General features: G+C 69.2%; 25 protein-coding genes. 17 read left to right on the top strand and 8 right to left on the bottom strand.

Going from position 1 to position 26,819, the window contains the following annotated elements; translation table 11 throughout:
• The first annotated feature begins 44 nt into the window (after positions 1 to 44).
• Positions 45 to 254: a hypothetical protein gene (locus tag ACWC2B_RS00125; RefSeq protein WP_386001090.1), complete on the top strand. Its 210-nt coding sequence runs from the start codon at positions 45 to 47 to the stop codon at positions 252 to 254.
• Positions 255 to 304: 50 nt separating this feature from the next.
• On the opposite strand, the gene ACWC2B_RS00120 is transcribed toward ACWC2B_RS00125, so the two are convergent.
• The 3 genes from ACWC2B_RS00120 to ACWC2B_RS00110 form a co-directional block, all read right to left on the bottom strand.
• On the bottom strand, positions 305 to 1,414 hold the full coding sequence (locus ACWC2B_RS00120) for a S1C family serine protease (protein WP_450714152.1): 1,110 nt from the start codon (positions 1,412 to 1,414) through the stop codon (positions 305 to 307).
• 98 nt (positions 1,415 to 1,512) lie between these two features.
• Positions 1,513 to 2,247 (bottom strand): class I SAM-dependent methyltransferase, encoded by a 735-nt coding sequence (locus tag ACWC2B_RS00115; RefSeq protein WP_450714524.1) that lies wholly within the window; start codon positions 2,245 to 2,247, stop codon positions 1,513 to 1,515.
• Positions 2,248 to 2,306: 59 nt separating this feature from the next.
• A complete protein-coding gene (locus ACWC2B_RS00110) occupies positions 2,307 to 2,903 on the bottom strand; it encodes a DUF3043 domain-containing protein (RefSeq protein ID WP_450714151.1) in 597 nt (198 codons plus the stop codon).
• 263 nt (positions 2,904 to 3,166) lie between these two features.
• Between ACWC2B_RS00110 and ACWC2B_RS00105 the strand changes: the two genes are divergently transcribed.
• The 5 genes from ACWC2B_RS00105 (at position 3,167) to ACWC2B_RS00085 (ending at position 9,550) form a co-directional block, all read left to right on the top strand.
• Positions 3,167 to 3,961, top strand: a complete 795-nt coding sequence (locus ACWC2B_RS00105) for a PspA/IM30 family protein (RefSeq protein WP_450714150.1) — start codon at positions 3,167 to 3,169, stop codon at positions 3,959 to 3,961.
• A 19-nt stretch (positions 3,962 to 3,980) separates the two neighbouring features.
• Positions 3,981 to 4,259 carry a PspA-associated protein PspAA gene (gene pspAA, locus ACWC2B_RS00100; protein ID WP_450714149.1) on the top strand — a complete coding sequence of 93 codons (279 nt, stop codon included), beginning with the start codon at positions 3,981 to 3,983 and terminating at the stop codon, positions 4,257 to 4,259.
• 55 nt (positions 4,260 to 4,314) lie between these two features.
• Positions 4,315 to 5,538, top strand: coding sequence for a sensor histidine kinase (locus tag ACWC2B_RS00095; RefSeq protein WP_450714148.1), 1,224 nt, complete (start codon positions 4,315 to 4,317; stop codon positions 5,536 to 5,538).
• On the top strand, positions 5,535 to 6,224 hold the full coding sequence (locus ACWC2B_RS00090; protein WP_450714147.1) for a response regulator: 690 nt from the start codon (positions 5,535 to 5,537) through the stop codon (positions 6,222 to 6,224). Before ACWC2B_RS00095 ends, ACWC2B_RS00090 begins: the two co-directional genes overlap by 4 nt.
• Before the next feature lie 206 nt (positions 6,225 to 6,430).
• On the top strand, positions 6,431 to 9,550 hold the full coding sequence (locus ACWC2B_RS00085; protein WP_450714146.1) for an efflux RND transporter permease subunit: 3,120 nt from the start codon (positions 6,431 to 6,433) through the stop codon (positions 9,548 to 9,550).
• A gap of 87 nt (positions 9,551 to 9,637) precedes the next feature.
• Here ACWC2B_RS00085 and nadA read toward each other — a convergent pair whose 3' ends face one another.
• The gene (gene nadA, locus ACWC2B_RS00080; protein ID WP_450714145.1) at positions 9,638 to 10,852 is read right to left on the bottom strand and encodes a quinolinate synthase NadA; all 1,215 of its coding nucleotides are present in this window, start codon (positions 10,850 to 10,852) and stop codon (positions 9,638 to 9,640) included.
• 309 nt (positions 10,853 to 11,161) lie between these two features.
• On the opposite strand from nadA, the gene ACWC2B_RS00075 reads away from it, so the two are divergent.
• Positions 11,162 to 11,518, top strand: a complete 357-nt coding sequence (locus ACWC2B_RS00075) for a HesB/IscA family protein (RefSeq protein WP_030933606.1) — start codon at positions 11,162 to 11,164, stop codon at positions 11,516 to 11,518.
• A gap of 107 nt (positions 11,519 to 11,625) precedes the next feature.
• Here the strand turns inward: ACWC2B_RS00075 and ACWC2B_RS00070 are convergent, their stop codons facing one another.
• Positions 11,626 to 13,125 (bottom strand): hypothetical protein, encoded by a 1,500-nt coding sequence (locus tag ACWC2B_RS00070; RefSeq protein ID WP_450714144.1) that lies wholly within the window; start codon positions 13,123 to 13,125, stop codon positions 11,626 to 11,628.
• Between the two features lie 115 nt (positions 13,126 to 13,240).
• On the bottom strand, positions 13,241 to 13,450 hold the full coding sequence (locus ACWC2B_RS00065; protein WP_450714143.1) for a hypothetical protein: 210 nt from the start codon (positions 13,448 to 13,450) through the stop codon (positions 13,241 to 13,243).
• A gap of 132 nt (positions 13,451 to 13,582) precedes the next feature.
• Between ACWC2B_RS00065 and ACWC2B_RS00060 the strand changes: the two genes are divergently transcribed.
• Entirely contained in the window at positions 13,583 to 14,557 is a 975-nt protein-coding gene (locus ACWC2B_RS00060; protein WP_450714142.1) for a carbohydrate kinase family protein, read from the top strand.
• Positions 14,558 to 14,560: 3 nt separating this feature from the next.
• Here ACWC2B_RS00060 and ACWC2B_RS00055 read toward each other — a convergent pair whose 3' ends face one another.
• Entirely contained in the window at positions 14,561 to 15,940 is a 1,380-nt protein-coding gene (locus ACWC2B_RS00055; protein WP_450714141.1) for an aminotransferase class V-fold PLP-dependent enzyme, read from the bottom strand.
• Positions 15,941 to 16,213: 273 nt separating this feature from the next.
• Here ACWC2B_RS00055 and ctaC point away from each other — a divergent pair, with 273 nt between their 5' ends.
• The 4 genes from ctaC (at position 16,214) to ACWC2B_RS00035 (ending at position 20,681) form a co-directional block, all read left to right on the top strand.
• Positions 16,214 to 17,179, top strand: coding sequence for an aa3-type cytochrome oxidase subunit II (gene ctaC / locus ACWC2B_RS00050; RefSeq protein ID WP_450714140.1), 966 nt, complete (start codon positions 16,214 to 16,216; stop codon positions 17,177 to 17,179).
• Entirely contained in the window at positions 17,176 to 18,918 is a 1,743-nt protein-coding gene (gene ctaD / locus ACWC2B_RS00045; protein WP_450714139.1) for an aa3-type cytochrome oxidase subunit I, read from the top strand. The genes ctaC and ctaD overlap by 4 nt, the downstream gene beginning before the upstream one ends.
• Positions 18,915 to 19,313, top strand: a complete 399-nt coding sequence (locus ACWC2B_RS00040; protein ID WP_450714138.1) for a cytochrome c oxidase subunit 4 — start codon at positions 18,915 to 18,917, stop codon at positions 19,311 to 19,313. The genes ctaD and ACWC2B_RS00040 overlap by 4 nt, the downstream gene beginning before the upstream one ends.
• A 114-nt stretch (positions 19,314 to 19,427) precedes the next feature.
• Positions 19,428 to 20,681, top strand: a complete 1,254-nt coding sequence (locus ACWC2B_RS00035; protein ID WP_450714137.1) for an Ig-like domain-containing protein — start codon at positions 19,428 to 19,430, stop codon at positions 20,679 to 20,681.
• Between the two features lie 2 nt (positions 20,682 to 20,683).
• Here the strand turns inward: ACWC2B_RS00035 and ACWC2B_RS00030 are convergent, their stop codons facing one another.
• The gene (locus tag ACWC2B_RS00030) at positions 20,684 to 21,085 is read right to left on the bottom strand and encodes a hypothetical protein (protein ID WP_450714136.1); all 402 of its coding nucleotides are present in this window, start codon (positions 21,083 to 21,085) and stop codon (positions 20,684 to 20,686) included.
• Between the two features lie 187 nt (positions 21,086 to 21,272).
• Between ACWC2B_RS00030 and ctaE the strand changes: the two genes are divergently transcribed.
• The 5 genes from ctaE (at position 21,273) to trpD (ending at position 26,684) form a co-directional block, all read left to right on the top strand.
• On the top strand, positions 21,273 to 21,893 hold the full coding sequence (ctaE, locus tag ACWC2B_RS00025) for an aa3-type cytochrome oxidase subunit III (protein ID WP_438294264.1): 621 nt from the start codon (positions 21,273 to 21,275) through the stop codon (positions 21,891 to 21,893).
• 64 nt (positions 21,894 to 21,957) lie between these two features.
• The gene (qcrC, locus tag ACWC2B_RS00020) at positions 21,958 to 22,767 is read left to right on the top strand and encodes a cytochrome bc1 complex diheme cytochrome c subunit (protein ID WP_450714135.1); all 810 of its coding nucleotides are present in this window, start codon (positions 21,958 to 21,960) and stop codon (positions 22,765 to 22,767) included.
• On the top strand, positions 22,764 to 23,813 hold the full coding sequence (gene qcrA / locus ACWC2B_RS00015; RefSeq protein ID WP_450714134.1) for a cytochrome bc1 complex Rieske iron-sulfur subunit: 1,050 nt from the start codon (positions 22,764 to 22,766) through the stop codon (positions 23,811 to 23,813). Before qcrC ends, qcrA begins: the two co-directional genes overlap by 4 nt.
• Entirely contained in the window at positions 23,810 to 25,435 is a 1,626-nt protein-coding gene (qcrB, locus tag ACWC2B_RS00010; protein ID WP_450714133.1) for a cytochrome bc1 complex cytochrome b subunit, read from the top strand. The genes qcrA and qcrB overlap by 4 nt, the downstream gene beginning before the upstream one ends.
• Before the next feature lie 184 nt (positions 25,436 to 25,619).
• Positions 25,620 to 26,684 carry an anthranilate phosphoribosyltransferase gene (gene trpD, locus ACWC2B_RS00005; RefSeq protein ID WP_450714132.1) on the top strand — a complete coding sequence of 355 codons (1,065 nt, stop codon included), beginning with the start codon at positions 25,620 to 25,622 and terminating at the stop codon, positions 26,682 to 26,684.
• Positions 26,685 to 26,819: the final 135 nt, after the last annotated feature.

Genomic DNA, 26,819 nt, shown 5'->3' with positions numbered 1-26,819 from the left:
CGCCCGGTTACGCTGCGGGCAGCAACGTGACCCAGGAGGCGGACATGGCGTGGACGTGGCGTTTCGAGAAGTCGGACGGTACGGAGGTCGAGCCGGCGGTGGTGCCGGAGGAGTTCACGACCCAGGGCGATGCGGAGTCCTGGATCGGTGAGGTGTGGAAGGACCTGCTCGAAGGCGGGGCCGACCAGGTCTTCCTGTCCGAGGACGGCACCCGGATCTACGGCCCGATGAGCCTGCACGCCGACCAGGCCTGACACCGGGCCGGGGGCGCGTGGAGCGCCCCCGGCCCGCCTCGGAAGATCCCTCAGATCTCGCCGAGCGTGACCTCGGCCGTCTTCTTCGCACCGTCACGCGTGTACGTGACCTGCACCTTCTGGCCGGGCTTGTCCGCGGCCAGCGCCTCGGTGAGCGAGGTGATGGTCGAGATGGCGGTGTCGCCGACCTTGACGATGATGTCGCCCGGTTTCAGGCCCGCCTTGGCCGCGGCGCCGTCCGCCGCGACCTGCACGACCGCGACGCCGGCCGGCTGGTAGCCCGCGTCGACCACGGTGCGGCCGGTGATGCCGAGTGCCGCCCGGCCCGAGTCGGTGACCTTGCCGCTCTTGATGATCTGGTCGGCGACCGTCCTCACCATCGACACCGGGATCGCGAAGCCGATGCCGGGCGCCGCACTGCCGCCCATGTCCGGGTCGGTCGCGGCGAGCGTCGGGATGCCGATGACCTCGCTGTCCAGGTTCACCAGGGCGCCGCCGCTGTTGCCGGGATTGATCGCGGCCGAGGTCTGCACCATGTTCGCGATGGTGGCGCCGGTCCCACCGCCGCCCTGGCCCTCGGAGACGGTGCGGCCGGTCGCGGACACGATGCCCTGGGTGACGCTGGAGGACAGGCCCAGCGGGGAGCCCATCGCCAGGACGATCTGGCCCATCTCGACCTTGGCCGAGTCGCCGAACCTGGCCGCCTTCAGCCCGCCCGGCACCGAGTCCAGCTTGATCACCGCGAGGTCCTGCTCGGGATAGGCGGCGACCAGCCGGGCGGTGACCGCCGAACTGCTGCCGGACGTCGTCACCTTGAAGCTCTGCTCGTTGCCCACGACATGGGCGTTGGTGACGATGTGTCCCTGGTCGTCGTAGACGATGCCCGACCCGAGGCTGTTGGACGCGTCGATCTGCACGACCGACGGCAGCACGTTCTTGATCACCCGCTGGTAGTCGCTCTGCAGGCTGCCGGTCCCGTCGGAGCCGTTGCGCTGAGCCGTCGAAGAGCTCGCCGACGCACTCGCGGACGTACTCGGCGATGCCTTGACCGCGGCGGAGCCGGAGTCCGAACAGCCGCCCAGGAGAACGGCGGTGGCGACGGCGGCGGTCAGGGGCAGGGCAGCACGGCGCACCCGGCCGGGGCGAAGAGATGCATCCATGGCAGGAGTATCCCTTTGGTCCGATTTGACGGCCTGTCGGTGGACCCGATCAGGTACCGGGGCCCCGGGCCGGGGCCCGATCGGCGGATACCCGCGCCTCAGTCCCGTACGCCGAAGAGGTGCAGCAGCGCCGCGACCTGGCGGTAGGGGTCGGTGCGGCCAGCCCGGTCCTCGGCGGCGAGCAGCCGGTCCAGCTCGTCGGCGGCCGGCAGCGGCGTCTCGTTGGGCACGTTGTCGGTGAACACCCGCACCCCGTACCAGGCGTGCAGCGGCGCCGCGATCCCGTCCAGCGTGCGGGTCAGCGCGGCCAGCCTGTCGGCCCGGACCGGGAGGCCGAGCCGGTTGGTGTACGAGTCGGTGTCGAAGGCGGCCAGGGCGCCCGGCCAGTCACCGGCGAGCCCGGGCCGCACCGCCAGCGCGTCCGCGTTCCGTACGAGCAGCGAGAGCAGGCCGCCGGGGGCGAGCATCCGGGCCAGGCCCGCGAGCATCGCGTCGGGCTCCTGGACGTACATCAGGACGCCGTGGCAGAGCACCACGTCGAACGAGCCGGGCAGGAAGTGCACCCCGGTCTCGCGGCCGTCGCCCTCGATCAGGCGGACCCGCTCGCGGATGCCCTCGGGCTCGGTGGCCAGCGAATCGCGGGCAACCTTCAGCATGCCGGGATCGGCTTCGAGCCCGGTCACCGAGTGCCCGGCCCGAGCCAGGCGCAGGGCCTGGGTGCCCTGGCCCATGCCGACGTCCAGGATCCGAAGGCGCTGGCCCACCGGGAAACGCCCGGCTATCTGCTCGTCGAGCTGCCGGGCCACGAGCTCCTGGCGGACGACGTTGCGCAGCCCGGCGAGGCCCTTGAGCCAGGCGCCCGAGGCGCCGGTGAAGCCGGACGGACCGGCGCTCAGGGCCGCTCTCCGCGCTTGACCTGCGGCTTGGGCAGCCGCAGCCGGCGCATCTGGAGCGTACGCATCAGGCCGTACGCGACGGCGCCCTTCTTCGGCTCGTCCGGGAAGCGGGCGGCCAGCGCCCTCTTCAGGCGGAAGGCGAGCCCGATCGAGTCGAGGACGATCAGCACGATCACGACGAGCCACAGCAGCAGCGAAAGGCTCTGCAGGCTGCCGATCCGGATCATCGAGAGGACCAGGATGATCACCGCGAGCGGCAGGAACATCTCGGCGACCGAGAACCGGGAGTCGACGAAGTCGCGGACGAACTTGCGCACCGGGCCCTTGTCGCGGGCCGGCAGGTAGCGCTGGTCGCCATTGGCGAGCGCCTCGCGCTGCTTGGCCATGTCGACCCGGCGGGCCTCGCGCTGGCGCTTGGCGGCCTCCTTGCGGTCGGTCGGCACGGTCGAGGCACGGCGGCGCTGAGTCTGGGCCTCACTCCGCTTGGGAGTGGGGCGCCCCTTGGGGGCCTCGGGGTCGCGGGGCGCTTTGGAGAGGTCCGCCGTCACCTTGTCGGTGGGGGCCTTCTCTGCGTTGGAACGGCTACGGAACACAATCCCCAAGGGTACGGGGTAACGGGAATGGACCCCAGGCCGGTGGGGAACGATCCCACAACGCCTTGCGTCTGGAGAGGCAGTGGATGCACGGTTCCCCGAGGTTCACCTACTCCCTGCGCCGGATCAACGCGGGGCGTAGTCGTCCTTGGGGATGAGCGCATCGGCGCCGGAACAGTGCGGTAATGGATGCAGGGCCCGTACTGTGGGTTCTGTTGCAGCAGCTGGAGCTGGAGTCCGTCAGAAGGGGGCGCGCGAAGCCCATGAGCGGTGTCATGAAGCGTATGGGGATGATCTTCCGCGCGAAGGCGAACAAGGCCCTTGACCGGGCCGAGGACCCTCGCGAGACCCTCGATTACTCGTACCAGAAGCAGCTTGAGCTGCTCCAGAAGGTGCGCCGGGGCGTCGCCGACGTGGCGACCTCCCGCAAGCGTCTGGAGCTGCAGCTCAACCAGCTCCAGAGCCAGTCCTCCAAGCTGGAGGACCAGGGCCGCAAGGCCCTCTCGCTCGGCCGTGAGGACCTGGCCCGCGAGGCCCTGTCCCGCCGGGCCTCGCTCCAGCAGCAGGTCACCGACCTGGAGACGCAGCACCAGACGCTGCAGGGCGAGGAGGAGAAGCTCACCCTTGCGGCCCAGCGCCTCCAGGCCAAGGTCGACGCCTTCCGCACCAAGAAGGAAACGATCAAGGCGACCTACACGGCGGCCCAGGCCCAGACCCGGATCGCGGAATCCTTCTCGGGCATCTCCGAGGAGATGAGCGACGTCGGCATGGCCATCCAGCGGGCCGAGGACAAGACCGCGCAGCTCCAGGCGCGGGCCGGCGCGATCGACGAACTGCTCGCCTCCGGCGCCCTCGACGACCAGTCGGGCCTCGCCAAGGACGACATCCAGACCGAGCTGGACCGGCTGTCCGGTGGTACGGATGTAGAGCTGGAACTGCAGCGGATGAAGGCCGAGCTGATGGGTGGCGGAGCCAACGGGAAGCAGGCCATCGAAGGCGGCACCGCCGCTCCTCAGGACCAGGCCCCGCAGCAGAGCCCGCGCTTCGACAAGCAGTGACGAGCGGCAGGAGACGTTCATGATCGTCCGGATCATGGGGGAGGGGCAGGTGAAGCTGGCGGACAGCCACTTCACCGAGCTCAACAAGCTCGACGACGAGCTCCTCGAAGAGATCGAGGCCGGTGACGAAGCGGGCTTCCGGTCCACCTTGAACGCGCTCCTCGACGCGGTGCGCCGCCTGGGCGAGCCCCTTCCGGACGACGCCCTGGAGCCCTCCGAGCTGATCCTGCCGAGCCCGGACGCGACGCTGGACGAGGTCAAGGAGATGCTCAGCGACGACGGGCTCATCCCGGGCTGACGGGGGGGCCGGGTCCCGGCCTCTTTGCGGCAGGGCCCCTTTACGGTAGGTGACCGTGACCCCCATCGACCGTGCCCGCCCGTGGCTCAGGGCGCATCCGCTGGCCCTGGACGCGGCCGTCGCCCTCGGCGTACTGCTCTGCATGGTCCTCGGGTCCTTCGCCGACCCGCATGGGCCGAACGGGCCCACCTTCGGCACCCGCACGCCGGGCCTGCGCTCCCTCGTCCTGATGACGCTGGGGGCGGCCGTCCTCGTACTGCGGCGGCGCAGGCCCATGGTGGTGCTCGGCTGCACCGGCGTGCTCACCATGATCGAGCTGGGCCTCGGCGCGCCGCCCGCGCCCGTCGCGATGAGCGCCGTCGTCGCGCTGTACACGGTCGCCGCCCACACCGACCGGCCCACCACCTACCGGGTCGGCGTGCTCACCATCGTCGTGCTCACCGGTACGGCGATGCTCTTCGGCGTCCCGCCCTGGTACTCCCAGGAACACGTCGGGATCTTCGCCTGGACCGGCATGGCCGCGGCCGCCGGAGACGCCGTACGCAGCCGGCGCGCCTTCGTCGACGCGATCAGGGAGCGCGCCGAGCGGGCCGAGCACGGCCGCGAGGAGGAGGCGCGGCGCCGGGTCGCCGAGGAGCGGCTGCGGATCGCCCGCGACCTCCACGACGTGGTGGCCCACCACATCGCGCTGGTCAACGTCCAGGCCGGAGTCGCCGCCCACGTCATGGACAAGCGGCCCGACCAGGCCAAGGAGGCCCTCGCCCATGTGCGCGAGGCCAGTCGGTCGGCGCTCGACGAACTCCGGTCCACCGTCGGCCTGTTGCGTCAGTCCGGCGACCCGGCCGCCCCCACCGAGCCCGCCCCCGGACTCGCCCTCCTCGACGATCTGATCGGCGGATTCCGGCGCGCGGGACTGCCCGTGGAGCTCGCCCGCGTCGACGACTCCCCGCTGCCCGCCTCCGTCGACCTCGCCGCGTACCGGGTCATCCAGGAGGCGCTCACCAATGTGCACAAGCACGCGGGACCCGGCGCCAAGGCCGAGGTGAGCGTCGTACGGGTCGGCCCGAACACCGAGATCACCGTCATCGACAACGGCACCGCCGCGGGCGACGGCAGCGGCGACGGCGGAGGGCACGGCCTGCTCGGCATGCGCGAGCGCGTCACCGCGCTCGGCGGCAGCTGCACCGCCGGGCCCCGCTACGGCGGCGGCTTCCGCGTACAGGCGATACTGCCGGTCAAGGCCCCGGAGACCGGGGCCACGGGGGAAGGCACGTCATGACGATCAAGGTGGTACTCGCCGACGACCAGGCGCTGCTGCGCTCGGCGTTCCGCGTACTGGTCGACTCCGAGCCGGACATGGAGGTCGTCGGCGAGGCGGCCGACGGCGCCGAAGTCGTGGGGGTGGTCCACGAGACCCTGCCGGACGTGGTCCTGATGGACATCCGGATGCCCGGCACCGACGGCCTCGCCGCCACCCGCGCGATCACCGCCGACCCCGCCCTGTCCGGCGTCCACGTGGTGATGCTGACGACCTTCGAGGTGGACGAGTACGTCGTGCAGTCGCTGCGGGCCGGCGCCTCGGGCTTCCTCGGCAAGGGCGCCGAGCCCGAGGAACTGCTCGGCGCGATCCGGGTCGCGGCGGCCGGTGAGGCCCTGCTGTCCCCGGCCGCGACCAGGGGCCTGATCACCACCTTCCTTGCGCAGGGCGGAAGTTGGGACGGCGGCGGCGAGGACCCGGGGCGGCACGGCGAGCGGCTCGCCGCCCTCACCGTCCGCGAGCGCGAGGTCCTGGTGCAGGTCGCGGGAGGCCACTCCAACGACGAGATCGCCGAGCGCCTCGCGGTCAGCCCGCTCACCGTCAAGACCCACGTCAACCGCGCGATGGCCAAATTGAGCGCCCGCGACCGTGCCCAACTGGTGGTAATCGCGTACGAATCCGGCCTTGTCCGCCCACGGGTGGACTGAAGGGTGGAGTGCTGCGTACTGCGGCTGCGGTATGCGCGGGATAAGGAAAGGGACCTGGGAGCGAGGAATCGGACCCGCCCCATGGCTGAGAGTTATAGGTGGGGGCCGGGTCTTCCCGGGTGATGCGCCGCGTGATCACGGGCCGGTCCCGCCTGCCCGCCTGCTGGGTACCGCCGCTCGCACGCCACAGAAGAGAGACCTCACCCATGTCCTGGCTGTCCAGATTCAGCCTCGCACAACGGGCCCTGATAGGCCTGATGTCGATCGTCGCGATCGTCTTCGGGGCGATCGCCATTCCGCAGCTCAAGCAGCAACTGCTGCCCACCATCGAACTGCCGATGGTGTCGGTGCTCGCCCCCTACCAGGGTGCGTCCCCCGACGTGGTCGAGAAGCAGGTCGTCGAGCCGCTCGAAAAGAACATCAAGGCCGTCAGCGGAGTCAAGGGCATCACGTCCACGGCGTCCGAGGGCAACGCCGTGATCATGGCGACCTTCGACTACGGCACGGGCACGAAGCAGCTCGTCGCCGACATCCAGCAGGCCGTCAACCGGTCCCGCAACCAGATCCCTTCGGAAGTCGACCCGCAGGTCGTGGCCGGCTCCACCGACGACATGCCGACCGTCGTGCTCGCGGTGACCTCCGACAAGGACCAGCAGGCGCTCGCCGACCAGCTGGACCGCACGGTCGTCCCGGTCCTGGAGGACATCAAGGGCGTCGGCCGCGTCAGCGTCGACGGCGTCCAGGACCTCCAGGTCAACGTCACGCCCGACCCGAAGAAGCTCGCCGAGGCCGGGCTCAGCACGATGACGCTCGGCGACGCCCTGAAGGCGGGCGGCGCCACCATCCCCGGCGGCTCGTTCTCCGAGGACGGCAAGAGCCGCACCGTCCAGGTCGGCGCCCCCTACACCTCGCTCAAGCAGATCGAGGACCTGCGGATCAAGCCGCAGCAGGGTGCCCCGGTCCGCCTCGGCGACATCGCCACCGTCAAGCAGCAGCCCTCCAAGCGGGTCTCCATCACCCGCACCAACGGCAGGCCCAGCCTCGCCGTGATGGCCACCATGGACCACGACGGCAGTGCCGTCGCGATCTCCCAGGCCGTCAAGGACAAGCTGCCCGACCTGAAGAAGGACCTCGGTTCGGGCGCCGAGCTCACCGTCGTCTCGGACCAGGGCCCGCAGGTCTCCAAGGCCATCTCCGGCCTGACCACCGAGGGCGCGTTCGGCCTGCTCTTCGCGGTGCTCGTGATCCTGCTCTTCCTGGCCTCGATCCGCTCGACGCTGGTGACGGCGGTCTCCATACCGCTGTCCGTGGTCCTCGCACTGATCGTGCTGTGGACGCAGGACCTCTCCCTCAACATGCTCACGCTTGGCGCGCTGACGATCGCGATCGGCCGGGTCGTCGACGACTCGATCGTGGTCCTGGAGAACATCAAGCGCCACCTCGGCTACGGCGAGGAGCGCCACTACGCGATCCTCACCGCGGTCAAGGAGGTCGCCGGCGCGGTCACGTCGTCGACGCTGACCACTGTCGCGGTCTTCCTGCCGATCGGCCTGGTCGGCGGCATGGTGGGCGCGCTGTTCGGCTCGTTCAGCCTGACCGTCACCGCGGCCCTGCTCGCTTCGCTCCTCGTCTCGCTGACCGTCGTCCCGGTCCTTTCGTACTGGTTCCTGCGTGCGCCGAAGTCGATCGCGGGCATCGACCCCGACGAGGCGCGCCGCAAGGCCGAGGAGAAGGAGAACAAGGCCCGCCTCCAGCGGATCTACGTCCCCGTGCTCCGCTTCGCCACCCGGCGCCGCCTCACCAGCGTGCTGATCGCGGTCGTCATCCTGGTCGGTACGTTCGGCATGGCCGGTCTGCTGAAGACCAACTTCTTCGACCAGGGCGAGCAGGACACCCTCTCGATCAAGCAGGAGCTGGCCCCGGGCACCAGCCTGGACGCGGCGGACGCCGCCTCCAAGAAGGTCGAGCAGATCCTCGCCGCCGACCCGGCCGTCAAGAGCTACCAGGTCACCGTCGGCTCCTCCGGCTTCATGGCGGCCTTCGGCGGCGGCACCGGCGCCAACCAGGCCTCGTACACCGTGACGCTGAAGAGCGCGGGCGACTACGACAAGGCGCACGACCGTCTTGAGGCGGCCCTCAAGGGTCAGCCGGGCGCCCCGGCCATCTCGACCGGCGGCGGCTTCGGCAGCCAGAACCTGAGCGTGGTCGTCAAGGCGGCCGACGGCGACGTCCTGAAGAAGGCCTCGGAGCAGGTCCGCCAGGCGGTCGCGAGCCTCAAGGACGTCAGCGACGTCCAGAGCGACCTGGCGCAGAGCGTGCCCCGGGTCTCGGTGCAGCCCAACGACAAGGCGGCCGACGCGGGCTTCAACCAGACCACCCTCGGCATGGCCGTCGCCCAGCAGGTGCGGGGCACCCAGGTCACCAAGGCGATCATGGGCGACTCCGAGCGTGATGTGTACATCACCGCGGCCGACCCGGCCACCACGGTGGACCAGCTCAAGAACCTGGCCCTCGGCCCGGTCAAGCTCGGCGACATCGCCGACGTGAAGCTGGTTCCCGGTCCGGTCTCGATGACCCGGATCGACGGCGCCCGCTCCGCGACCATCACCGCCAAGCCGGTCGGCGACAACACCGGCAAGGTCAGCACCGACCTCCAGGCCAAGATCAAGGACCTGAAGCTGCCGTCCGGCGCCACCGCCTCCATCGGCGGTGTCTCCTCGGACCAGTCGGACGCGTTCAAGAACCTGGGCCTGGCGATGCTGGCGGCGATCGCGATCGTCTTCATGCTCCTGGTCGCGACGTTCAAGTCCCTGATCCAGCCGCTGATCCTGCTGGTCGCGATCCCCTTCGCGGCCACGGGTGCGATCGGTCTGCTGGTCGCGACCGGCACCCCGATGGGCGTCCCGGCGATGATCGGCATGCTCATGCTGATCGGCATCGTGGTCACCAACGCGATCGTCCTGATCGACCTGATCAACCAGTACCGCAAGCAGGGCCTTGGCGTCGTCGAGGCGGTCGTCGAGGGTGGCCGTCACCGGCTGCGCCCGATCCTCATGACGGCGCTGGCGACGATCTTCGCGCTGCTCCCGATGGCGCTCGGGGTCACGGGCGAGGGCGGCTTCATAGCCCAGCCGCTCGCGGTGGTGGTGATCGGCGGTCTGGTGACGTCGACGCTGCTGACGCTGCTCCTGGTGCCGACCCTCTACGCGATGGTCGAGCTCCGCAAGGAGCGCAAGGCCAAGAAGAAGGCGGCCAGGCGCGCCAGGAAGGCCGGGCTCCCGGCCCCCTCGGACGACTCCGACCAGCTGGAGCCGGCCAACGCCTGACCCGGGCGAGCAACCCGGTCCCGTAACGACGAAGGCCGCCCCCTCCCGCAAGGGGGGGGCGGCCTTCCGTCGTGTCGGGCGGCCGGGTTACGGCAGCGCCAGCATCCGCTCCAGAGCCAGCTTCGCGAAGCTCTCGGTCTCCTTGTCGACCTGAATCTGGTTGATCAGCTTGCCCTCGGCGAGCGATTCCAGGGCCCACACCAGGTGGGGGAGGTCGATGCGGTTCATGGTCGAGCAGAAGCAGACCGTCTTGTCGAGGAAGACGATCTCCTTGTCCTCGGCGGCGAACCGGTTGGCCAGGCGCCGCACCAGGTTCAGCTCGGTGCCGATCGCCCACTTCGAGCCGCGCGGGGCGGCCTCCAGGGCCTTGATGATGTACTCGGTCGAGCCGACGTAGTCCGCCGCGGCGACGACCTCGTGCTTGCACTCGGGGTGCACCAGGACGTTCACGCCCGGGATCCGCTCGCGTACGTCGTTCACCGAGTCCAGCGAGAAGCGGCCGTGCACCGAGCAGTGCCCGCGCCACAGGATCATCTTGGCGTTCCGCAGCTCCTCGACGGTGAGCCCGCCGTTCGGCTTGTGCGGGTTGTAGAGCACGCAGTCGTCGAGGGACATGCCGAGCTCGCGCACCGCGGTGTTGCGGCCCAGGTGCTGGTCCGGCAGGAAGAGCACCTTCTCGCCCTGCTCGAAGGCCCAGTTCAGGGCGCGCTCGGCGTTGGACGAGGTGCAGATCGTGCCGCCGTGCTTGCCGGTGAACGCCTTGATGTCGGCCGAGGAGTTCATGTACGAGACGGGCACGACCTGCTCGGCTATGCCGGCCTCGGTCAGCACGTCCCAGCACTCGGCGACCTGCTCGGCCGTGGCCATGTCGGCCATCGAGCAGCCCGCGGCGAGGTCCGGCAGGACGACCTTCTGGTCGTCACCGGTCAGGATGTCCGCGGATTCGGCCATGAAGTGCACACCGCAGAACACGATGTACTCGGCCTCGGGCTTCGCGGCGGCGTCCTTGGCCAGCTTGAACGAGTCGCCCGTCACATCGGCGAACTCGATGACCTCGTCGCGCTGGTAGTGGTGCCCGAGGATGAAGACCTTGTCCCCGAGCTTCGCCTTGGCCGCGCGGGCGCGGGCCACCAGGTCCGGGTCGGAGGGCGAAGGAAGGTCGCCGGGACATTCCACGCCGCGCTCGCTCTTGGGGTCGGCCTCGCGGCCGAGCAGGAGCAGCGCGAGCGGCGTCGGCTGGACGTCGAGCTCGACGCGGCCGACGAGGTCCTGACGGGGCTGGGCGGTGGTCACGTCACGCACCCTTTCTGTTTCCTGAGCAGTGCGGCGGAGCCGCTCCAGTGACCCCGGTGCTTCCACCGAGGGGTTTTCGTCGAAATGACGCTATCTATCATAACTGCTTCACGTCACTTTGACGATGGCCATAGCGTCGATGTGACGCACCCCGCCCGCGGCCTGCCCGCACCCGGTCCCGTACGGAGTTGTCCACAGGCCTTTCCTCGCCCGCCCCCGCGTGTGCGAGCATGAAAGGGAAGAACCCGGAATGAATCCGGGGCCCCGCCGGTTGCAACCGTCGGCAAGCAGTCTCCGTACAACCCGGGAGAGAAGCAGATGTCCGTATCGGACGAGACCACCACCGTGAGCGACGGCATCCTCCTGTCCGACGCCGCCGCGGCCAAGGTCAAGGGCCTCCTTGAGCAGGAAGGCCGGGACGACCTGGCGCTGCGTGTCGCCGTTCAGCCGGGCGGCTGCTCCGGCTTGCGCTACCAGCTGTTCTTCGACGAGCGCTCGCTCGACGGCGATGTCGTCAAGGACTTCGACGGCGTCAAGGTCGTCACCGACCGCATGAGCGCCCCGTACCTGGGCGGCGCCTCGATCGACTTCGTCGACACCATCGAGAAGCAGGGCTTCACGATCGACAACCCGAACGCGACGGGCTCCTGCGCCTGCGGCGACTCCTTCAGCTAGGCCTCGCAGCGGCGAGAGCCGAGTCTCGCGGCAGCCGAAAGGCGGGTGCCCCCGGTCACCGGGGACACCCGCCTTCGCCGTGTCCGGCGTCGTCGCTACAACTCGCGCTACTTCTTCGGCAGTTCCTTGCCGGTGTCCGCGTCGAGCACCTTGCGGGTGCCGATCGCCTGGTGCAGCTCGACCGAGACCGTCTGCTGCTTGGCCAGCATGACGCACATCTTCTTCGGGTCCTTGATCTGGCCGGTCACCTTGACCCGCACGCCGTCGCCGCTCTCGTCGGCGGTCGCCGTGTACGTACTGCACACTCCGCCCCAGAACGTCACGTTCAGCGTCCGCCCGTCCGGCGCGACGGCGTACGACTCAAGCGCCTGACCGCGCTCGCCCGGCGTGGTGGGGGAACCCGACGGCGGCGGCACGGGAGCACCGGTCGGCGGCTTGGTCACGTACTGGGGCGCCACCGCCGGAGCGGTGATCGTGAACGGCTGCCCGGCGTCCGGCTTCACCTGGAACAGCCACGACGGTACGAGGGTCGGCGTGCCGTCCACGAACTGCGCGGCGAGCCCGAAGGCGGCCCCGTCGATCGTCACGGTCGAGGGCGTGGGCTGCTTGCACGGCTGGATGTTGCCCTGCGGATCGCTCGGCAGCCGGCCCTTGGTGGGCTGGCCGTCCAACGGCACCGGCCCCGTGCAGTCCTTGCTCTTCGGCCGCTGGGTGACGTGGCTGTTGAGCTGCGCCAGCGTCTGGTCCGCGCTGATCACCGGATACGTGGCACCCTTGTCCGGGGTCTTCAACTGGCCGCTGCCGCCCACCACTTGACCGTCCGGGCCGACCTGGATGCCGGTCGTCCAGCCGTAGGTGGGGAGCCCGTCCACAACGGGATCGGCGTTCACCACCCGGGCCGAGGCGAGGATCTCCTTGGCGTCCAGCTTGGCATCGTCCTGGCCGAGCGCCTTGAGGACCGGCGCCGCGGCCGCCTTCGCCGCCTGCTCGCTCACCGGGCCGCCGGAGCCCGAGTCGGCGCCGGTGCCCGCGCCTCCGCCGGTGTCCGCGCCCGTGGTGTGCATCGGACACATCTTGCCCTTGGGGCAGTTGTCCGAGCCGCCGGTGCCGTACCGCGCGAACGTCCAAGTGCCGGGCGCCTTCTGAGTGACCGTCAGAACCGGGCCCGAGCCGTCCTTCGTCACCCCCGCCTTCCAGCTGTCGCCTTCGAGGCGCACCGCCCCTTCGACCCCCAGCGCCCGGGCGAGCCGGGTCGCATCGGCCTCGCTCACCATGCCGCGCGGCTGGAAGACGGACGCCTTGCCGGGGCCGCCGGGCAGCTTGACCGACGCCTTGTAGACCACGCCGTTCGGGTCCGGCTCACCGGGCGCGATCCCGTTGCCGCCGCCGCTGCTGCCGCCTTGGCCGCCCGGGGTGCTGTCGAGTGCGAGCGGCGGAGGTGCGCCGTTCTCGCCGGGCGTACTGCCACCGCCCGAGGACGTCGTCGAGGCCCAGTACGCCCCGCCGCCGCCCACGGCCAGTACGGCCACGGCGGCCGCGGCGAGGATCAAGGGAGTTCGTCGCGAACGCCGCTGCTCGGGCTCGTCCTGCGTGTGCTCGCTGCTCACCAGATCGCTCCTGTCCAGTCGTATCCCGCATCCCCCTTACGTGGGACGCCGATTGGACGGAGCGGGGGAGCGCACGGTTCCATCCCGTGCGCTCCACCCGCATGATCAGGCCGTTTCAGTCCCCGTATTCGGACATGTCCGCGATCAGCCGCACCGAGGAAGACGGAATGGCCACACCGTGGATCCGGGACGGCGGCACCGGCGCCGGAGCGTTCCGTGCGGGCACCACCCAGTGCGGAGCCATCCGTGCGCAGTCCCCGCGCAGCTCCTCCAGACCCGGAAGATCGGCCGCCACCCCGTGCCCGCTGCTCAACTCGGTTTCCATGCTTCGCACCGTACGCATCAGGAAGCGTGCGCAGAAAGACCTACTATTGGGTAGTTTCCGCCGGTCGGCCCAGCAGAGCCGACCCGGTAGCGTGAACCGTCAATGCTGTCCCCCTTCAGGAGCGCCCCCGCCGTGCGTATCGCAGTCACCGGCTCCATCGCCACCGACCACCTCATGACCTTCCCCGGCCGATTCGCCGACCAGCTGGTCGCCGACCAGCTGCACACGGTCTCCCTCTCCTTCCTGGTCGACAACCTCGACGTACGCCGTGGCGGTGTCGGTCCGAACATCTGCTTCGGCATGGGCCAGCTCGGCGGCCGGCCGATCCTGGTCGGCGCCGCCGGCTCCGACTTCGACGAGTACCGCGCCTGGCTCGACCGGCACGGCGTCGACACCGGCTCGGTACGGATCTCCGAGGTCCTGCACACCGCCCGCTTCGTGTGCACCACCGACGCCGACCACAACCAGATCGGCTCCTTCTACACGGGCGCCATGAGCGAGGCCCGCCAGATCGAGCTGAAGGCCGTCGCCGACCGCGTGGGCGGCCTCGACCTCGTGCTGATCGGCGCGGACGACCCCGAGGCGATGCTGCGCCACACCGAGGAGTGCAAGGCGCGGAGCATCCCCTTCGCGGCCGACTTCTCGCAGCAGATCGCCCGCATGTCCGGCGACGACATCCGCACCCTGCTCGAAGGCGCGACGTACCTCTTCTCCAACGAGTACGAGAAGGGGCTCATCGAGAACAAGACCGGCTGGAGCGACGAGGAGATCCTCGCCAAGGTCGACTACCGGGTCACCACCCTCGGCTCGCGCGGGGTGCGCATCGAGAAGGTCGGCGCCGAGCCGATCGTCGTCGGCGTCCCGCAGGAGGAGGCCAAGGTCGACCCGACGGGCGTGGGCGACGCCTTCCGCGCCGGGTTCCTGACCGGCCTGTCCTGGGGCGTCGGCCACGAGCGCGCAGCCCAGCTCGGCTGCATGCTGGCCACCCTCGTCATCGAGACGCTCGGCACCCAGGAGTACACCCTGCGCCGGGCCCACTTCATGGAGCGCTTCACCAAGGCGTACGGCGACGAGGCCGCCGCCGAGGTGCAGGCCCACCTCCAGTAGGACTCAGCTGACGCGGCGCACCCGGTAGGCGGTTCCGCCCTCCGCCGGGTGCTCGCCCAGGTACTCCTGCGACCGCATCTCGCACCACGCCGGGATGTCGAGGCGGGCCGCCTCGTCGTCGGCGAGCACCGTCACGACGCCGCCCACCGGTACGTTCCCGATCGCCTTCGCGAGTTCGATGACCGGGATCGGGCAGAGCCTGCCGAGCGAGTCCACCACGAACTCCTCGGCGTCGCCGGGCCCGGCCGCCGCGCCCGGCGCCCCGAGCCTGGTCCGTACGGACGCGACCACCCCCGGCAGCACGTCGAGGAAGCGGTCCACCTCCTGATCCGGAGTGCCGAGCGGCAGGGACACCCGGACGTTGCCCTCGCTCAGCACCCCCATGGCGCGCAGCACATGGCTGGGCGTCAGGGTGCTGCTCGTACAGGATGAACCGGACGAAACAGAGAATTCCGCCCGGTCGAGCTCGTGCAGCAGGGTCTCTCCGTCGACATAGAGACAGGAGAAGGTGACCAGATGCGGCAGCCGCCGCACCGGATCGCCGACCACCTCGACATCCGGCACCAGCTCCGCGACCCGGGTGCGGATCCGCTCCACCAGGCCCCGCAGGCGCGCCGATTCGGCCGCCGCCTCGGCCCGTACGGCCCGCAGGGAAGCGGCCGCCGCGACGATCGCCGGGATGTTCTCGAAGCCGGCCGCGCGCCCCGACTCCCGCTCGTCGGCGGGCCCTTGAGGCGCGAACCGGACGCCCTTGCGCACCGCGAGCAGCCCGACTCCTGCCGGACCGCCCCATTTGTGGGCACTCGCCGCGAGGATCGACCAGGCACCCTCGACCGGCCCCCAGGCCAGCGACTGGGCCGCGTCCACGAGCAGCGGCACCCCGGCCGCCCGGCACGCCTCGGCCGCCTCGGCCACCGGCTGGAGGGTGCCCACCTCGTGGTTGGCGGACTGGAGACAGGCGAGCGCGGTGTCGGGGCGCAGGGCGGCCGCGTACGCGTCGGGGGAGACCCGGCCCGTACGGTCCACCGCGACCTCGGTCACTGAACCGCCGCCCGCCTCATGGGAGGCGGCCGAATGGAGGACCGAGGAGTGCTCGACGGCGGACACCACCAGATGCCGCCCGACACGCCGACGCCCGGACAAGGATCCGTAAATTCCGGAGTGCACCGCGCGTGTCCCCGAACTGGTGAAGCTGAGCTCGTCCGGGCGGCAGCCGACGGCCTCCGCGGCGGCCTCCCGCGCCGCGTCCAGGAGCAGCCGGGCGCGCCTGCCCTCCCGGTAGAGCCGGGCCGGATCGGCCCACCCCTCGTCCAGGGAGGCTTGCAGGGCCTGGCGGGCGACGGGGTGCAGGGGGGCCGAGGAGGCCGCGTCGAAGTAGGGCACCCGGCCACGCTAACCCCGGCCGGGCGCACGAGCGGCGGGGGACGGGGCGAGGGGCCGTCAGATGGCGCCCGGAGGCCGGGATTCCACCGCGGCTCCACCCCTTCGGGGAGTCGGGCGGCGCGTTGGGCACCCTCCCCGCGCGACCCCAAATAGCGTCCAGTAGGGTTTGGTCCGCATAAACATCCAAACCCCTGCCCGTGTGCCAGGGCGGCGACCGACCAGCGAGACGGCCGTAGCCGACCACCGCGGGCGAGACTCTCGGGAAGGCGCTACGTGAGTCCCAACGGCTCCGACCGCTCGTCGCGGCGCCCGATGCGGCGGAAGCTGCCGCAGGTGCTGACTGCGGGCCTGGTCCTGGCGACAGCATCCGGTTGCTCGTACAACTGGAAAGACTTCCCTCGACTTGGTATGCCCACTCCGGTGACGGACGAGGCTCCCAGGATCCTGTCCCTCTGGCAGGGCTCGTGGGCGGCTGCGCTCGCCACGGGCGTGCTGGTCTGGGGCCTGATCCTGTGGAGCGTCATCTTCCACCGGCGCAGCCGCACCAAGGTCGAGGTACCCCCGCAGACCCGGTACAACATGCCCATCGAGGCGCTGTACACCGTGGTCCCGCTCATCATCGTCTCCGTGCTCTTCTACTTCACGGCACGCGACGAGACGAAGCTCCTGGCTCTGTCCCCGAAGCCCGCTCACACGGTCAACGTGGTCGGCTATCAGTGGAGCTGGGGCTTCAACTACGTCGAGGACGTGCCCGGTGTGAAGGGCGACGCCAAGACGGACAAGAACCTGACGGCGATTCCGGACCGGTTCAAGAAGGACTTCCCCGCGAACGCGGGCGGTGTCTACGACGTCGGCATCCCCGGCACCCGTAACCCGCAGACCGGAAACCCGGGCCCGACCCTGTGGCTGCCGAAGGGCGAGAAGGTCCGCTTCGTGCTGACCTCGCGCGACGTCATCCACTCCTTCTGGATCGTGCCGTTCCTGATGAAGCAGGACGTCATCCCCGGGCACACCAACTCGTTCGAGGTCACGCCGAACCAGGAAGGCACCTTCCTGGGCAAGTGCGCCGAACTCTGCGGCGTCGACCACTCGCGCATGCTCTTCAACGTGAAGGTCGTCTCCCCGGAGCGCTACCAGCAGCACCTCAAGGAGCTGGCGGCGAAGGGCCAGTCCGGCTACGTGCCGGCGGGCATCGCCCAGACCGACCCCGCCAAGAACGCGGAGACGAACAAACTGTGAGCATCCTCAACGAATCTCAGGGTGCCGCGGCAGCAGACGACTCGTACGAGAACGAGCTGCCGGTCCGGCGCAAGCAGCCGGGAAACGTCGTCATCAAGTGGCTGACCACCACTGATCACAAGACGATCGGCACGATGTACCTGGTCACGTCGTTCGCGTTCTTCTGCATCGGCGGGATCATGGCGCTCTTCATGCGCGCCGAACTCGCCCGCCCCGGCACGCAGATCATGTCGAACGAGCAGTTCAACCAGGCGTTCACGATGCACGGCACGATCATGCTGCTGATGTTCGCGACGCCGCTGTTCGCCGGATTCGCGAACTGGATCATGCCGCTGCAGATCGGCGCGCCCGACGTGGCGTTCCCGCGGCTGAACATGTTCGCCTACTGGCTCTACCTGTTCGGCTCGACCATCGCGGTCGGTGGCTTCCTCACCCCGCAGGGCGCGGCCGACTTCGGCTGGTTCGCCTACTCCCCGCTGTCGGACGCGGTCCGCTCGCCGGGCGTCGGCGCCGACATGTGGATCATGGGTCTGGCCTTCTCCGGCTTCGGCACGATCCTCGGCTCGGTCAACTTCATCACCACGATCATCTGCATGCGCGCTCCCGGCATGACGATGTTCCGGATGCCGATCTTCGTGTGGAACGTCCTGCTGACCGGTGTGCTGGTCCTGCTGGCCTTCCCGGTCCTCGCGGCCGCGCTGTTCGCCCTGGAGGCGGACCGCAAGTTCGGTGCGCACGTCTTCGACGCCAGTAATGGCGGCGCGATTCTCTGGCAACACCTCTTCTGGTTCTTCGGCCATCCAGAGGTGTACATCATCGCGTTGCCATTCTTCGGAATCATTTCCGAAGTGATTCCGGTGTTCAGCCGAAAGCCGATGTTCGGCTACAGCGGCCTCATCGGCGCCACCATCGCGATCGCGGGTCTTTCCGTGACCGTGTGGGCGCACCACATGTACGTCACCGGTGGCGTGCTCCTGCCGTTCTTCTCCTTCATGACGTTCCTCATCGCCGTGCCGACGGGCGTGAAGTTCTTCAACTGGATCGGCACGATGTGGAAGGGCTCCCTGTCCTTCGAGACACCCATGCTGTGGGCCGTCGGCTTCCTGATCACCTTCACCTTCGGTGGTCTGACCGGCGTCATCCTGGCCTCGCCGCCGATGGACTTCCACGTCTCCGACTCGTACTTCGTCGTCGCGCACTTCCACTACGTCATCTTCGGCACCGTGGTCTTCGCGATGTTCTCCGGATTCCACTTCTGGTGGCCGAAGTTCACCGGAAAGATGCTGGACGAGCGGCTCGGCAAGATCACCTTCTGGACGCTGTTCGTGGGCTTCCACGGCACGTTCCTGGTGCAGCACTGGCTGGGTGTGGAGGGCATGCCGCGGCGTTACGCCGACTACCTGGCGGCCGACGGCTTCACCGCCCTGAACACGATCTCGACGATCTCCTCGTTCCTGCTCGGTCTGTCGATCCTGCCGTTCTTCTACAACGTCTGGAAGACCGCCAAGTACGGCAAGAAGATCGAGGTCGACGACCCGTGGGGCTACGGCCGTTCGCTGGAGTGGGCGACCTCCTGCCCGCCGCCGCGGCACAACTTCCTCACGATGCCGCGCATTCGCTCCGAATCGCCGGCGTTCGACCTCCACCACCCCGAGATCGCGGCTCTCGACCAGCTTGAGAACCACGGCGACGTCCACGGTGACCACATGCTCGCCGGTGGCAAGGAGGCCGGGAAGTGAAGATCCAGGGCAAGATGTTCCTGTGGCTGTCCGTCTTCATCCTGATCATGGCCGTCGTGTACGGCGTGTGGTCGAAGGAAGCGGCCGGAACCACCGCGCTCGTCATGGCCTTCGGCCTGAGCGTCATGATCGGCTTCTACCTGGCCTTCACGGCCCGGCGGGTCGACGTGGGCGCCCAGGACGACAAGGAGGCCGACGTCGCGGACGACGCCGGTGAGGTCGGCTTCTTCTCGCCGCACTCCTGGCAGCCGCTCTCGCTCGGCATCGGCGGCGCCCTGGCCTTCCTCGCGATCGCCATGGGCTGGTGGCTGCTGTACTTCTCGGCTCCGCTGATCCTGGTCGGTCTCTACGGCTGGGTGTTCGAGTACTACCGCGGCGAGAACCAGAACCAGTAGTTCCGCACCCCGCGCTGCGCCAAGAGGGGCCCTCCGTCTCGCCCAGAGACGGAGGGCCCCTCGTTTGCAGTCACCCCGCGCGCCGGGGCTGACGAATCTTCATACCGTGTGGTCATGAGCCACGCACCGCGCATCCGCACCGTAGTGAGCTGCACCCTCCTTGTCCTGTCCCTCGGTGTGGGGGCCACGGGGTGCGGCGGTCCAGACGCCAACCCGCTCTCGGCCAAGCCGTACGACGCGGCCGAGCAGGTCGTCTACAACGGTCCGGCCGGCAGCCAGAAGGCCGATCCCAACAAGCCCCTTGAGATCACCGTCAAGAGCAAGGACGGCCGCCTGACGGACGTCACCGCCGTCGACGGCAACGGCCGCTATCTGGCGGGCGAACTGGCCGCCGACGGCAGCCGCTGGCACTCCACCGCCCCGCTGGTGGCCGGAGCGCACTACACCGTCAAGGTCTCCACGGAGAACGCGGACGGCTCCCCGGGGCTGCGCACGCTCACGTTCGACACCGCCGCGGTCAAGGACGCCGTGGAGGTCGAATTCGGCCCGGACGCGGGCAAGTACGGCGTCGGGCAGCCCATCACCGCGGAACTCAGCAAGCCGGTCAAGGACAAGGCGGCCCGCGCGATCGTCGAACGCGCCCTGAGAGTCGAGTCCACGCCCAAGGTGGAGGGCAACTGGTACTGGGTGGGCGACAAGGTCCTGCACTACCGGCCCAAGGAGTACTGGCCCACCCACGCCACGATCAACGTCCACTCCAATCTGGAGGGCGTGAAGATCGCGGACAAGCTGTACGGCGGCCCCGCCAAGCCCCTGAGGATCACCACGGGCGACCGCGTCGAGGCCATCACCGACGCAGCCGGGCACTACATGACGGTCAAACGCAACGGAGAAGTGATCAATACCATTCCGGTCACCACCGGAAAGCCCGGATTCTCCACCCGCAACGGCGTCAAGGTCGTCCTGGGCAAGCAGTACTTCGTACGGATGCGCGGGGAGACCGTCGGCATCTCGTCGAACAGCGCGGACGCGTACGACCTGCCCGTCTACTACGCCACACGGGTCACCTGGAGCGGCGAATACGTGCACGCGGCGCCCTGGTCGGTGGGCTCGCAGGGCTCCGAGAACGTCAGCCACGGATGCACGGGCATGAGCACCGGCAACGCCGCCTGGTTCTTCGAGAACATCAACGAGGGCGACATCGTCAAGGTCGTCAACAGCATCGGCGAGGACATGACGCCCTTCGACAACGGGTTCGGCGACTGGAACGTGGACTGGGCCAAGTGGCGCACGGGCAGCGCCCTGCTGGCCGACCTCAAGGCCGGCCAGACCAAGGCCAACTCCGCCCGGCTGCGGCCGGGAGTGTGAGGTCAGGCACCCACGGCGAGCCGCTTGCGCAGCAGGGAGGCCAGGGCCTCGGCGAACTCGACCGGCTCGACCGGGAGGGTCACCGCGGCGTCCGCACGGCTCCAGGTGGCCAGCCAGGCGTCCTGCGGGCGGCCGATGAGGAGCAGCACCGGCGGGCACTGGAAGACCTCGTCCTTGATCTGGCGGCAGACGCCCATGCCCCCGGCCGGGACCGCCTCGCCGTCCAGGACACAGACGTCGATGCCGCCGCGGTCCAGCTCCTTGAGGACCGCCGGCAGCGTCGCGCACTCCAGGAACTCGACCGGAGGCACATCGGAGGCGGGCCTGCGCCCGGCCGCGAGCCGCACCTGTGCGCGGGTGTTCGCGTCGTCGCTGTAGACCAGAACGGTGGCGCTCGACTGCATGGATCCTCCGAAGGTCCGGCGGAATCGCCGACGTTGGCTCATGAACCGATGCGCGGATGCTACTCCGTCCGACTGCCCGTCAACACCGGTTCGGACAGCCCTTCGATGGGCCGTTCGGGCCCTGCACACGCCGCTGACACACCGAACGGCACCCCCCGGAGTGAGGGCGGGATAAGCGACCGACATAATGTCGGTCGTGGCGACAGCAACGACAGTAGAAACCGGGCACGCGCACCCGTCGGTCAATCGGCCGAACCTCACCAGCGTCGGAACCATCATCTGGTTGAGTTCCGAGCTGATGTTCTTCGCGGCCCTCTTCGCGATGTACTTCACTCTGCGATCGGTAACGGGTGCCGCGCACTGGTCAGAAATGGCCTCGTCCCTGAACCTTCCGTTCTCGGCGACCAACACCACGATCCTGGTGCTCTCCTCCCTCACCTGCCAGCTCGGCGTCTTCGCCGCGGAGCGCGGCGATGTGAAGAAGCTCCGCACCTGGTTCATCATCACGTTCGTGATGGGTGCGATCTTCATCGGCGGCCAGGTCTACGAGTACACCGATCTGGTGAAGGAGGACGGCCTCTCGCTCTCCTCGGATCCGTACGGATCGGTGTTCTACCTGACCACGGGCTTCCACGGACTGCATGTGACGGGCGGCCTGATCGCCTTCCTGCTGGTTCTGGGCAGGACGTACGCGGCCAAGAGGTTCACCCATGAACAGGCGACCGCGGCCATCGTCGTGTCCTATTACTGGCACTTCGTCGATGTCGTGTGGATCGGCCTCTTCGCCACGATCTACCTGATCCAGTAACCGGGCCCGTAGGTCCGCACCACATCCAGCATCGACGCAGAAGATCCTGACACCGGGGTAATCCGTGAAAAAGCTCTCCGCACGACGACGCCATCCGCTGGCGGCGGTCGTCGTCCTACTCCTCGCGCTGGCGGCCACCGGGGGGCTGTACGCCGCGTTCGCGCCCGCGGGCACGGCCAAGGCTGACGACACCGCCCAGTCCCTCGCCATCGACGAGGGCAAGAAGCTCTACTCCGTCGGCTGCGCCAGCTGCCACGGAACCGGCGGTCAGGGCACCTCTGACGGCCCCTCCCTGGTAGGCGTGGGCGCCGCCGCGGTGGACTTCCAGGTCGGCACCGGCCGTATGCCGGCGCAGCAGCCCGGCGCGCAGGTGCCGAAGAAGAAGGTCATCTACTCGCAGGCCGAGATCGACCAGCTCGCCGCGTACGTGGCCTCGCTGGGCGCCGGTCCGAGCGTGCCGAACAAGTCGCAGTACAACCCGAGCGGTGCGGACATCGCCAAGGGTGGCGAGCTGTTCCGCACCAACTGCGCCCAGTGCCACAACTTCACGGGTGAGGGCGGTGCCCTGACGAACGGCAAGTTCGCCCCCAGCCTGGAGGACGTGGACCCCAAGCACATCTACGAGGCCATGCAGACCGGCCCGCAGAACATGCCGTCCTTCCCGGACACGACGATGCCGCAGAAGCAGAAGCAGGACATCATCGCGTACCTGCACGCCGTCAACAGCGACAAGTCCGCGAGCCCCGGTGGCCTCAAGCTCGGCGGGCTCGGCCCGGTCAGCGAGGGTCTGTTCGGCTGGATCTTCGGTCTGGGTGCCCTCATCGCAGTAGCCATCTGGGTCGCGGCCCACACCGCTAAGGCCAAGAAGTCATGAGTAGCCAAGAGAATTCCGAGAGCCTGCCTGAAGCGCAGGCCACCGCGCACGGCGCGGTAGAGACCGCGGGCGACCCCTTCGCCGACCCGGGACTGCCGGCCCACAAGCCGCGCATCCAGGACATCGACGAGCGGGCGGCCAAGCGCTCCGAGCGTGCGGTCGCGTTCCTGTTCTTCCTGTCCATGGTCGCGACGGTCGGCTTCATCGCCTCGTACGTGATCTTCCCGGTCGACAAGATCGTCTTCATCTTCCCGTTCGGGCACGTCAGCGCCCTCAACTTCGCCCTGGGTCTGACCCTGGGTGTGGCGCTGTTCTGCATCGGCGCGGGCGCGGTCCACTGGGCCCGCACGCTGATGTCCGACGTGGAGATGCCGGCCGAGCGACACGAGATCGCGGCCCCGCCGGAGGTCAAGGCGCAGGTCCTGGCCGACTTCAAGCAGGGCGCGGCCGAGTCCGGGTTCGGACGCCGCAAGCTGATCCGCAACACCATGTTCGGCGCGCTCGCCATGGTGCCGCTCTCCGGTGTGATGCTGCTGCGCGACCTGGGCACGCTGCCCGAGACCAAGCTGCGGCACACCATGTGGTCCAAGGGCAAGGCCCTGATCAACATGAACACCAACGAGCCGCTGCGTCCCGAGGACCTGACGGTCGGTTCGCTCACCTTCGCCAAGCCCGAGGGCCTGGAGGAGGACGCGGAGGACTTCCAGACGCAGATCGCCAAGGCCGCCCTGATGCTCGTCCGGATCAAGCCGGAGGACATCAAGGACAAGCGCGAGCTCGAATGGTCGCACCAGGGCATCGTCGCGTACTCGAAGATCTGCACCCACGTCGGCTGCCCGATCTCCCTGTACGAGCAGCAGACGCACCACGTGCTCTGCCCGTGCCACCAGTCCACCTTCGACCTCTCCGACGGCGCCCGCGTCATCTTCGGCCCGGCCGGTCACGCTCTTCCGCAGCTGCGGATCGGCGTGAATGACGAGGGTTACCTCGAAGCGCTCGGCGACTTCGAAGAGCCCGTCGGTCCTGCCTTCTGGGAGCGCGGATGAGCACCACGACAGACGCACGGCGCGAAGCGCCCGCCGGTGAGCGGATCGCGGACTGGGCGGACGGCCGGCTCGGGATCTACTCCCTGGCCAAGGCCAACATGCGCAAGATCTTCCCGGACCACTGGTCCTTCATGCTCGGCGAGATCTGCATGTACAGCTTCATCATCATCATCCTCACGGGTGTGTATCTGACGCTGTTCTTCCACCCGAGCATGAACGAGGTCGTCTACGACGGCTCGTACGTGCCGCTGCAGGGCATGCACATGTCCGAGGCGTTCAACTCGACCATGCACATCAGCTTCGATGTGCGCGGTGGTCTGCTGATCCGGCAGATCCACCACTGGGCGGCGCTGATCTTCCTCGCCGGCATGTTCGTGCACATGATGCGCGTGTTCTTCACGGGCGCCTTCCGCAAGCCGCGTGAGGTCAACTGGCTGTTCGGCTTCCTGCTGTTCGTCCTCGGCATGTTCACCGGCTTCACCGGTTACTCGCTCCCGGACGACCTGCTGTCGGGCACCGGTGTCCGCTTCATGGAGGGCGCGATCCTGTCCGTGCCGGTCGTCGGCACGTACCTCTCGTTCTTCCTGTTCGGCGGAGAGTTCCCCGGCGGCGACTTCGTGGCCCGGTTCTACTCGGTCCACATCCTGCTGCTGCCCGGCATCATGCTCGGCCTGATGGTGGCCCACCTGATCCTGGTCTTCTACCACAAGCACACCCAGTTCGCGGGTCCGGGACGTACGAACAAGAACGTCGTCGGCATGCCGCTGCTCCCGGTGTACATGGCGAAGGCGGGCGGCTTCTTCTTCCTGGTCTTCGGTGTCATCGCGGTCGTCGCGGCGATCGCCTCGATCAACCCGATCTGGGCGATCGGCCCCTACCGGCCGGACCAGGTGTCCACCGGCGCCCAGCCCGACTGGTACATGGGCTTCTCCGAAGGCCTCATCCGTGTGATGCCGGGCTGGGAGATCAACCTGTGGGGCCACACGCTCGTCCTGGGTGTGTTCGTCCCGCTGGTGATCTTCCCGCTGGTCCTGGCGACCATCGCGGTCTACCCGTTCATCGAGTCCTGGGTCACCGGGGACAAGCGCGAGCACCACATCGCGGACCGGCCGCGCAACGCGCCGACGCGTACCGCGTTCGGTGTCGCGTGGATCACCTGGTACATGGTGCTGCTCATCGGTGGTGGAAACGACCTCTGGGCGACCCACTTCCACCTCTCGATCAACGTCATCACCTGGTTCGTGCGGATCGCGTTCTTCGTGGCCCCGGTCCTCGCGTTCGTCGCCACCAAGCGGATCTGCCTGGGTCTGCAGCGGCGCGACGCCGAGAAGGTGCTGCACGGACGCGAGTCCGGCATCATCAAGCGGCTGCCGCACGGCGAGTTCATCGAGGTCCACGAGCCGCTGGACGCCGGTGCGCGCTACAAGCTCACCGCGCACGAGCAGTACGAGCCGGCCGAGATCGGCCCGGCGGTCGACGAGAACGGTGTCGCCCGCAAGGTCTCGCGGACGCAGAAGCTGCGCGCCAAGCTCAGCAAGGGCTACTTCGGCGAGGGGAACCAGATCCCCAAGCCGACGGCCGAGGAGTACGAGGAGATCACGAGCGGCCACGGCCACCACTGATCCCTGCTTGACCTGACGGTCGCCACAACCGAGGCTCCGGCCCGGCCCCTTCACGGGGGCCGGGCCGGAGCCTTTCGTGCTGTCGCCGCGCGTCCGTCCGTACTGCGGGCACGGGCACTGCGTGCCCCGCCCCTGTCGATAGGCTTGCGGGCGGCATACAGTCCCTTGACCACCAGGAGCGAGCATGAGCGCTGTTACCCCCACCGGAGGCGACACCGTGGCGGCCCACTCCTGGCCGGGCGTCCTGGACGCGCTGCTCAGCGGCACCGACCAGAGCGCGGACGTGACCGCCTGGGCGATGGACCGGATCATGCGCGGCGAGGCCACCGACGCCCAGATCGCCGCCTTCGCGGTGGCCCTGCGCGCCAAGGGCGAGACCGTCGCCGAGATCACCGGCCTGGTACGCACCATGTACGAGCACGCCAACCTCATCGAGGTGCCGGGCCCCAGCGTGGACATCGTCGGCACCGGCGGCGACAACGCCAAGACCGTCAACATCTCCACCATGTCGGCGATCGTGGTGGCCGGCACCGGCGCCAAGGTCGTCAAGCACGGCAACCGGGCCGCCTCCTCGGCCAGCGGCGCCTCCGACGTGCTGGAGAAGCTCGGCGTCAACCTCGACCTCACTCCGCAGCGGGTCGTCGAGGTCGCGGAGGAGGCCGGCATCACGTTCTGCTTCGCCGTGAAGTTCCACCCGGCGCTGCGCTACGTCGCCGCGGCCCGCCGCGAGATGGGCATCCGCACCACCTTCAACTTCCTCGGCCCGCTGACCAATCCGGCCCGGGTACGGGCCCAGGCGACCGGCGTCGCGGACGCGCGGATGGCGCCCATCGTGGCGGGCGTGCTCGCCGAACGCGGCTCGTCCGCGCTGGTCTTCCGCGGCGACGACGGCCTCGACGAGCTGACCACCACCGGGACGTCCCGGGTGTGGGTGGTGCGCGACGGCCAGGTCACCGAGGAGAGCTTCGACCCGCGCGAGGTCGGCATCGAGATCGTGCCCATCGAGGCGCTGCGCGGCGCGGACTCCTCGTACAACGCCGACGTCGCCCGCCGCCTGCTCGCGGGGGAGCGCGGGCCGGTGCGGGACGCGGTCCTCCTCAACTCGGCGGCCGCCCTCGTCGCCCTCGAACCGGGACAGGGCCCGCTCGCCGGGCAGCTCGGTGCCGCGATGGCCCGGGCCGCCGAGGCCATCGACTCGGGGGCGGCCCGGCACGCCCTGGAACGCTGGGTCGCGGCCAGCAACGCGTAGCCCGTACCCGATGTGACGCGAGGCTCAGAGCCTGTGTCTAAACCCCGCCCGGGCCCGGGGCGTCTGGCACGCACTCCCCCAAGGCCTTAAGGGCCAGGGGGGACCCCCATGCCGCGTTGCCGAAACGCCCTAGTA

The sequence above is a fragment of the Streptomyces sp. NPDC001415 genome (genome assembly GCF_053597395.1).
Note: the sequence above shows the minus strand (reverse complement) of the source record. Positions and strands in the feature narration are given on the sequence as shown.

Bases quoted from the DNA above. Each gene is read 5' to 3' on its own strand.
- ACWC2B_RS00125 (WP_386001090.1), top strand. From the start codon at position 45: ATGGCGTGGACGTGGCGTTTCGAGAAGTCGGACGGTACGGAGGTCGAG.
- ACWC2B_RS00120 (WP_450714152.1), bottom strand. From the start codon at position 1,414: ATGGATGCATCTCTTCGCCCCGGCCGGGTGCGCCGTGCTGCCCTGCCC.
- ACWC2B_RS00105 (WP_450714150.1), top strand. From the start codon at position 3,167: ATGAGCGGTGTCATGAAGCGTATGGGGATGATCTTCCGCGCGAAGGCG.
- pspAA (WP_450714149.1), top strand. From the start codon at position 3,981: ATGATCGTCCGGATCATGGGGGAGGGGCAGGTGAAGCTGGCGGACAGC.
- ACWC2B_RS00090 (WP_450714147.1), top strand. From the start codon at position 5,535: ATGACGATCAAGGTGGTACTCGCCGACGACCAGGCGCTGCTGCGCTCG.
- ACWC2B_RS00085 (WP_450714146.1), top strand. From the start codon at position 6,431: ATGTCCTGGCTGTCCAGATTCAGCCTCGCACAACGGGCCCTGATAGGC.
- ACWC2B_RS00075 (WP_030933606.1), top strand. From the start codon at position 11,162: ATGTCCGTATCGGACGAGACCACCACCGTGAGCGACGGCATCCTCCTG.
- ACWC2B_RS00065 (WP_450714143.1), bottom strand. From the start codon at position 13,450: ATGGAAACCGAGTTGAGCAGCGGGCACGGGGTGGCGGCCGATCTTCCG.
- ACWC2B_RS00035 (WP_450714137.1), top strand. From the start codon at position 19,428: ATGAGCCACGCACCGCGCATCCGCACCGTAGTGAGCTGCACCCTCCTT.
- ACWC2B_RS00030 (WP_450714136.1), bottom strand. From the start codon at position 21,085: ATGCAGTCGAGCGCCACCGTTCTGGTCTACAGCGACGACGCGAACACC.
- ctaE (WP_438294264.1), top strand. From the start codon at position 21,273: ATGTCGGTCGTGGCGACAGCAACGACAGTAGAAACCGGGCACGCGCAC.
- qcrA (WP_450714134.1), top strand. From the start codon at position 22,764: ATGAGTAGCCAAGAGAATTCCGAGAGCCTGCCTGAAGCGCAGGCCACC.
- qcrB (WP_450714133.1), top strand. From the start codon at position 23,810: ATGAGCACCACGACAGACGCACGGCGCGAAGCGCCCGCCGGTGAGCGG.
- trpD (WP_450714132.1), top strand. From the start codon at position 25,620: ATGAGCGCTGTTACCCCCACCGGAGGCGACACCGTGGCGGCCCACTCC.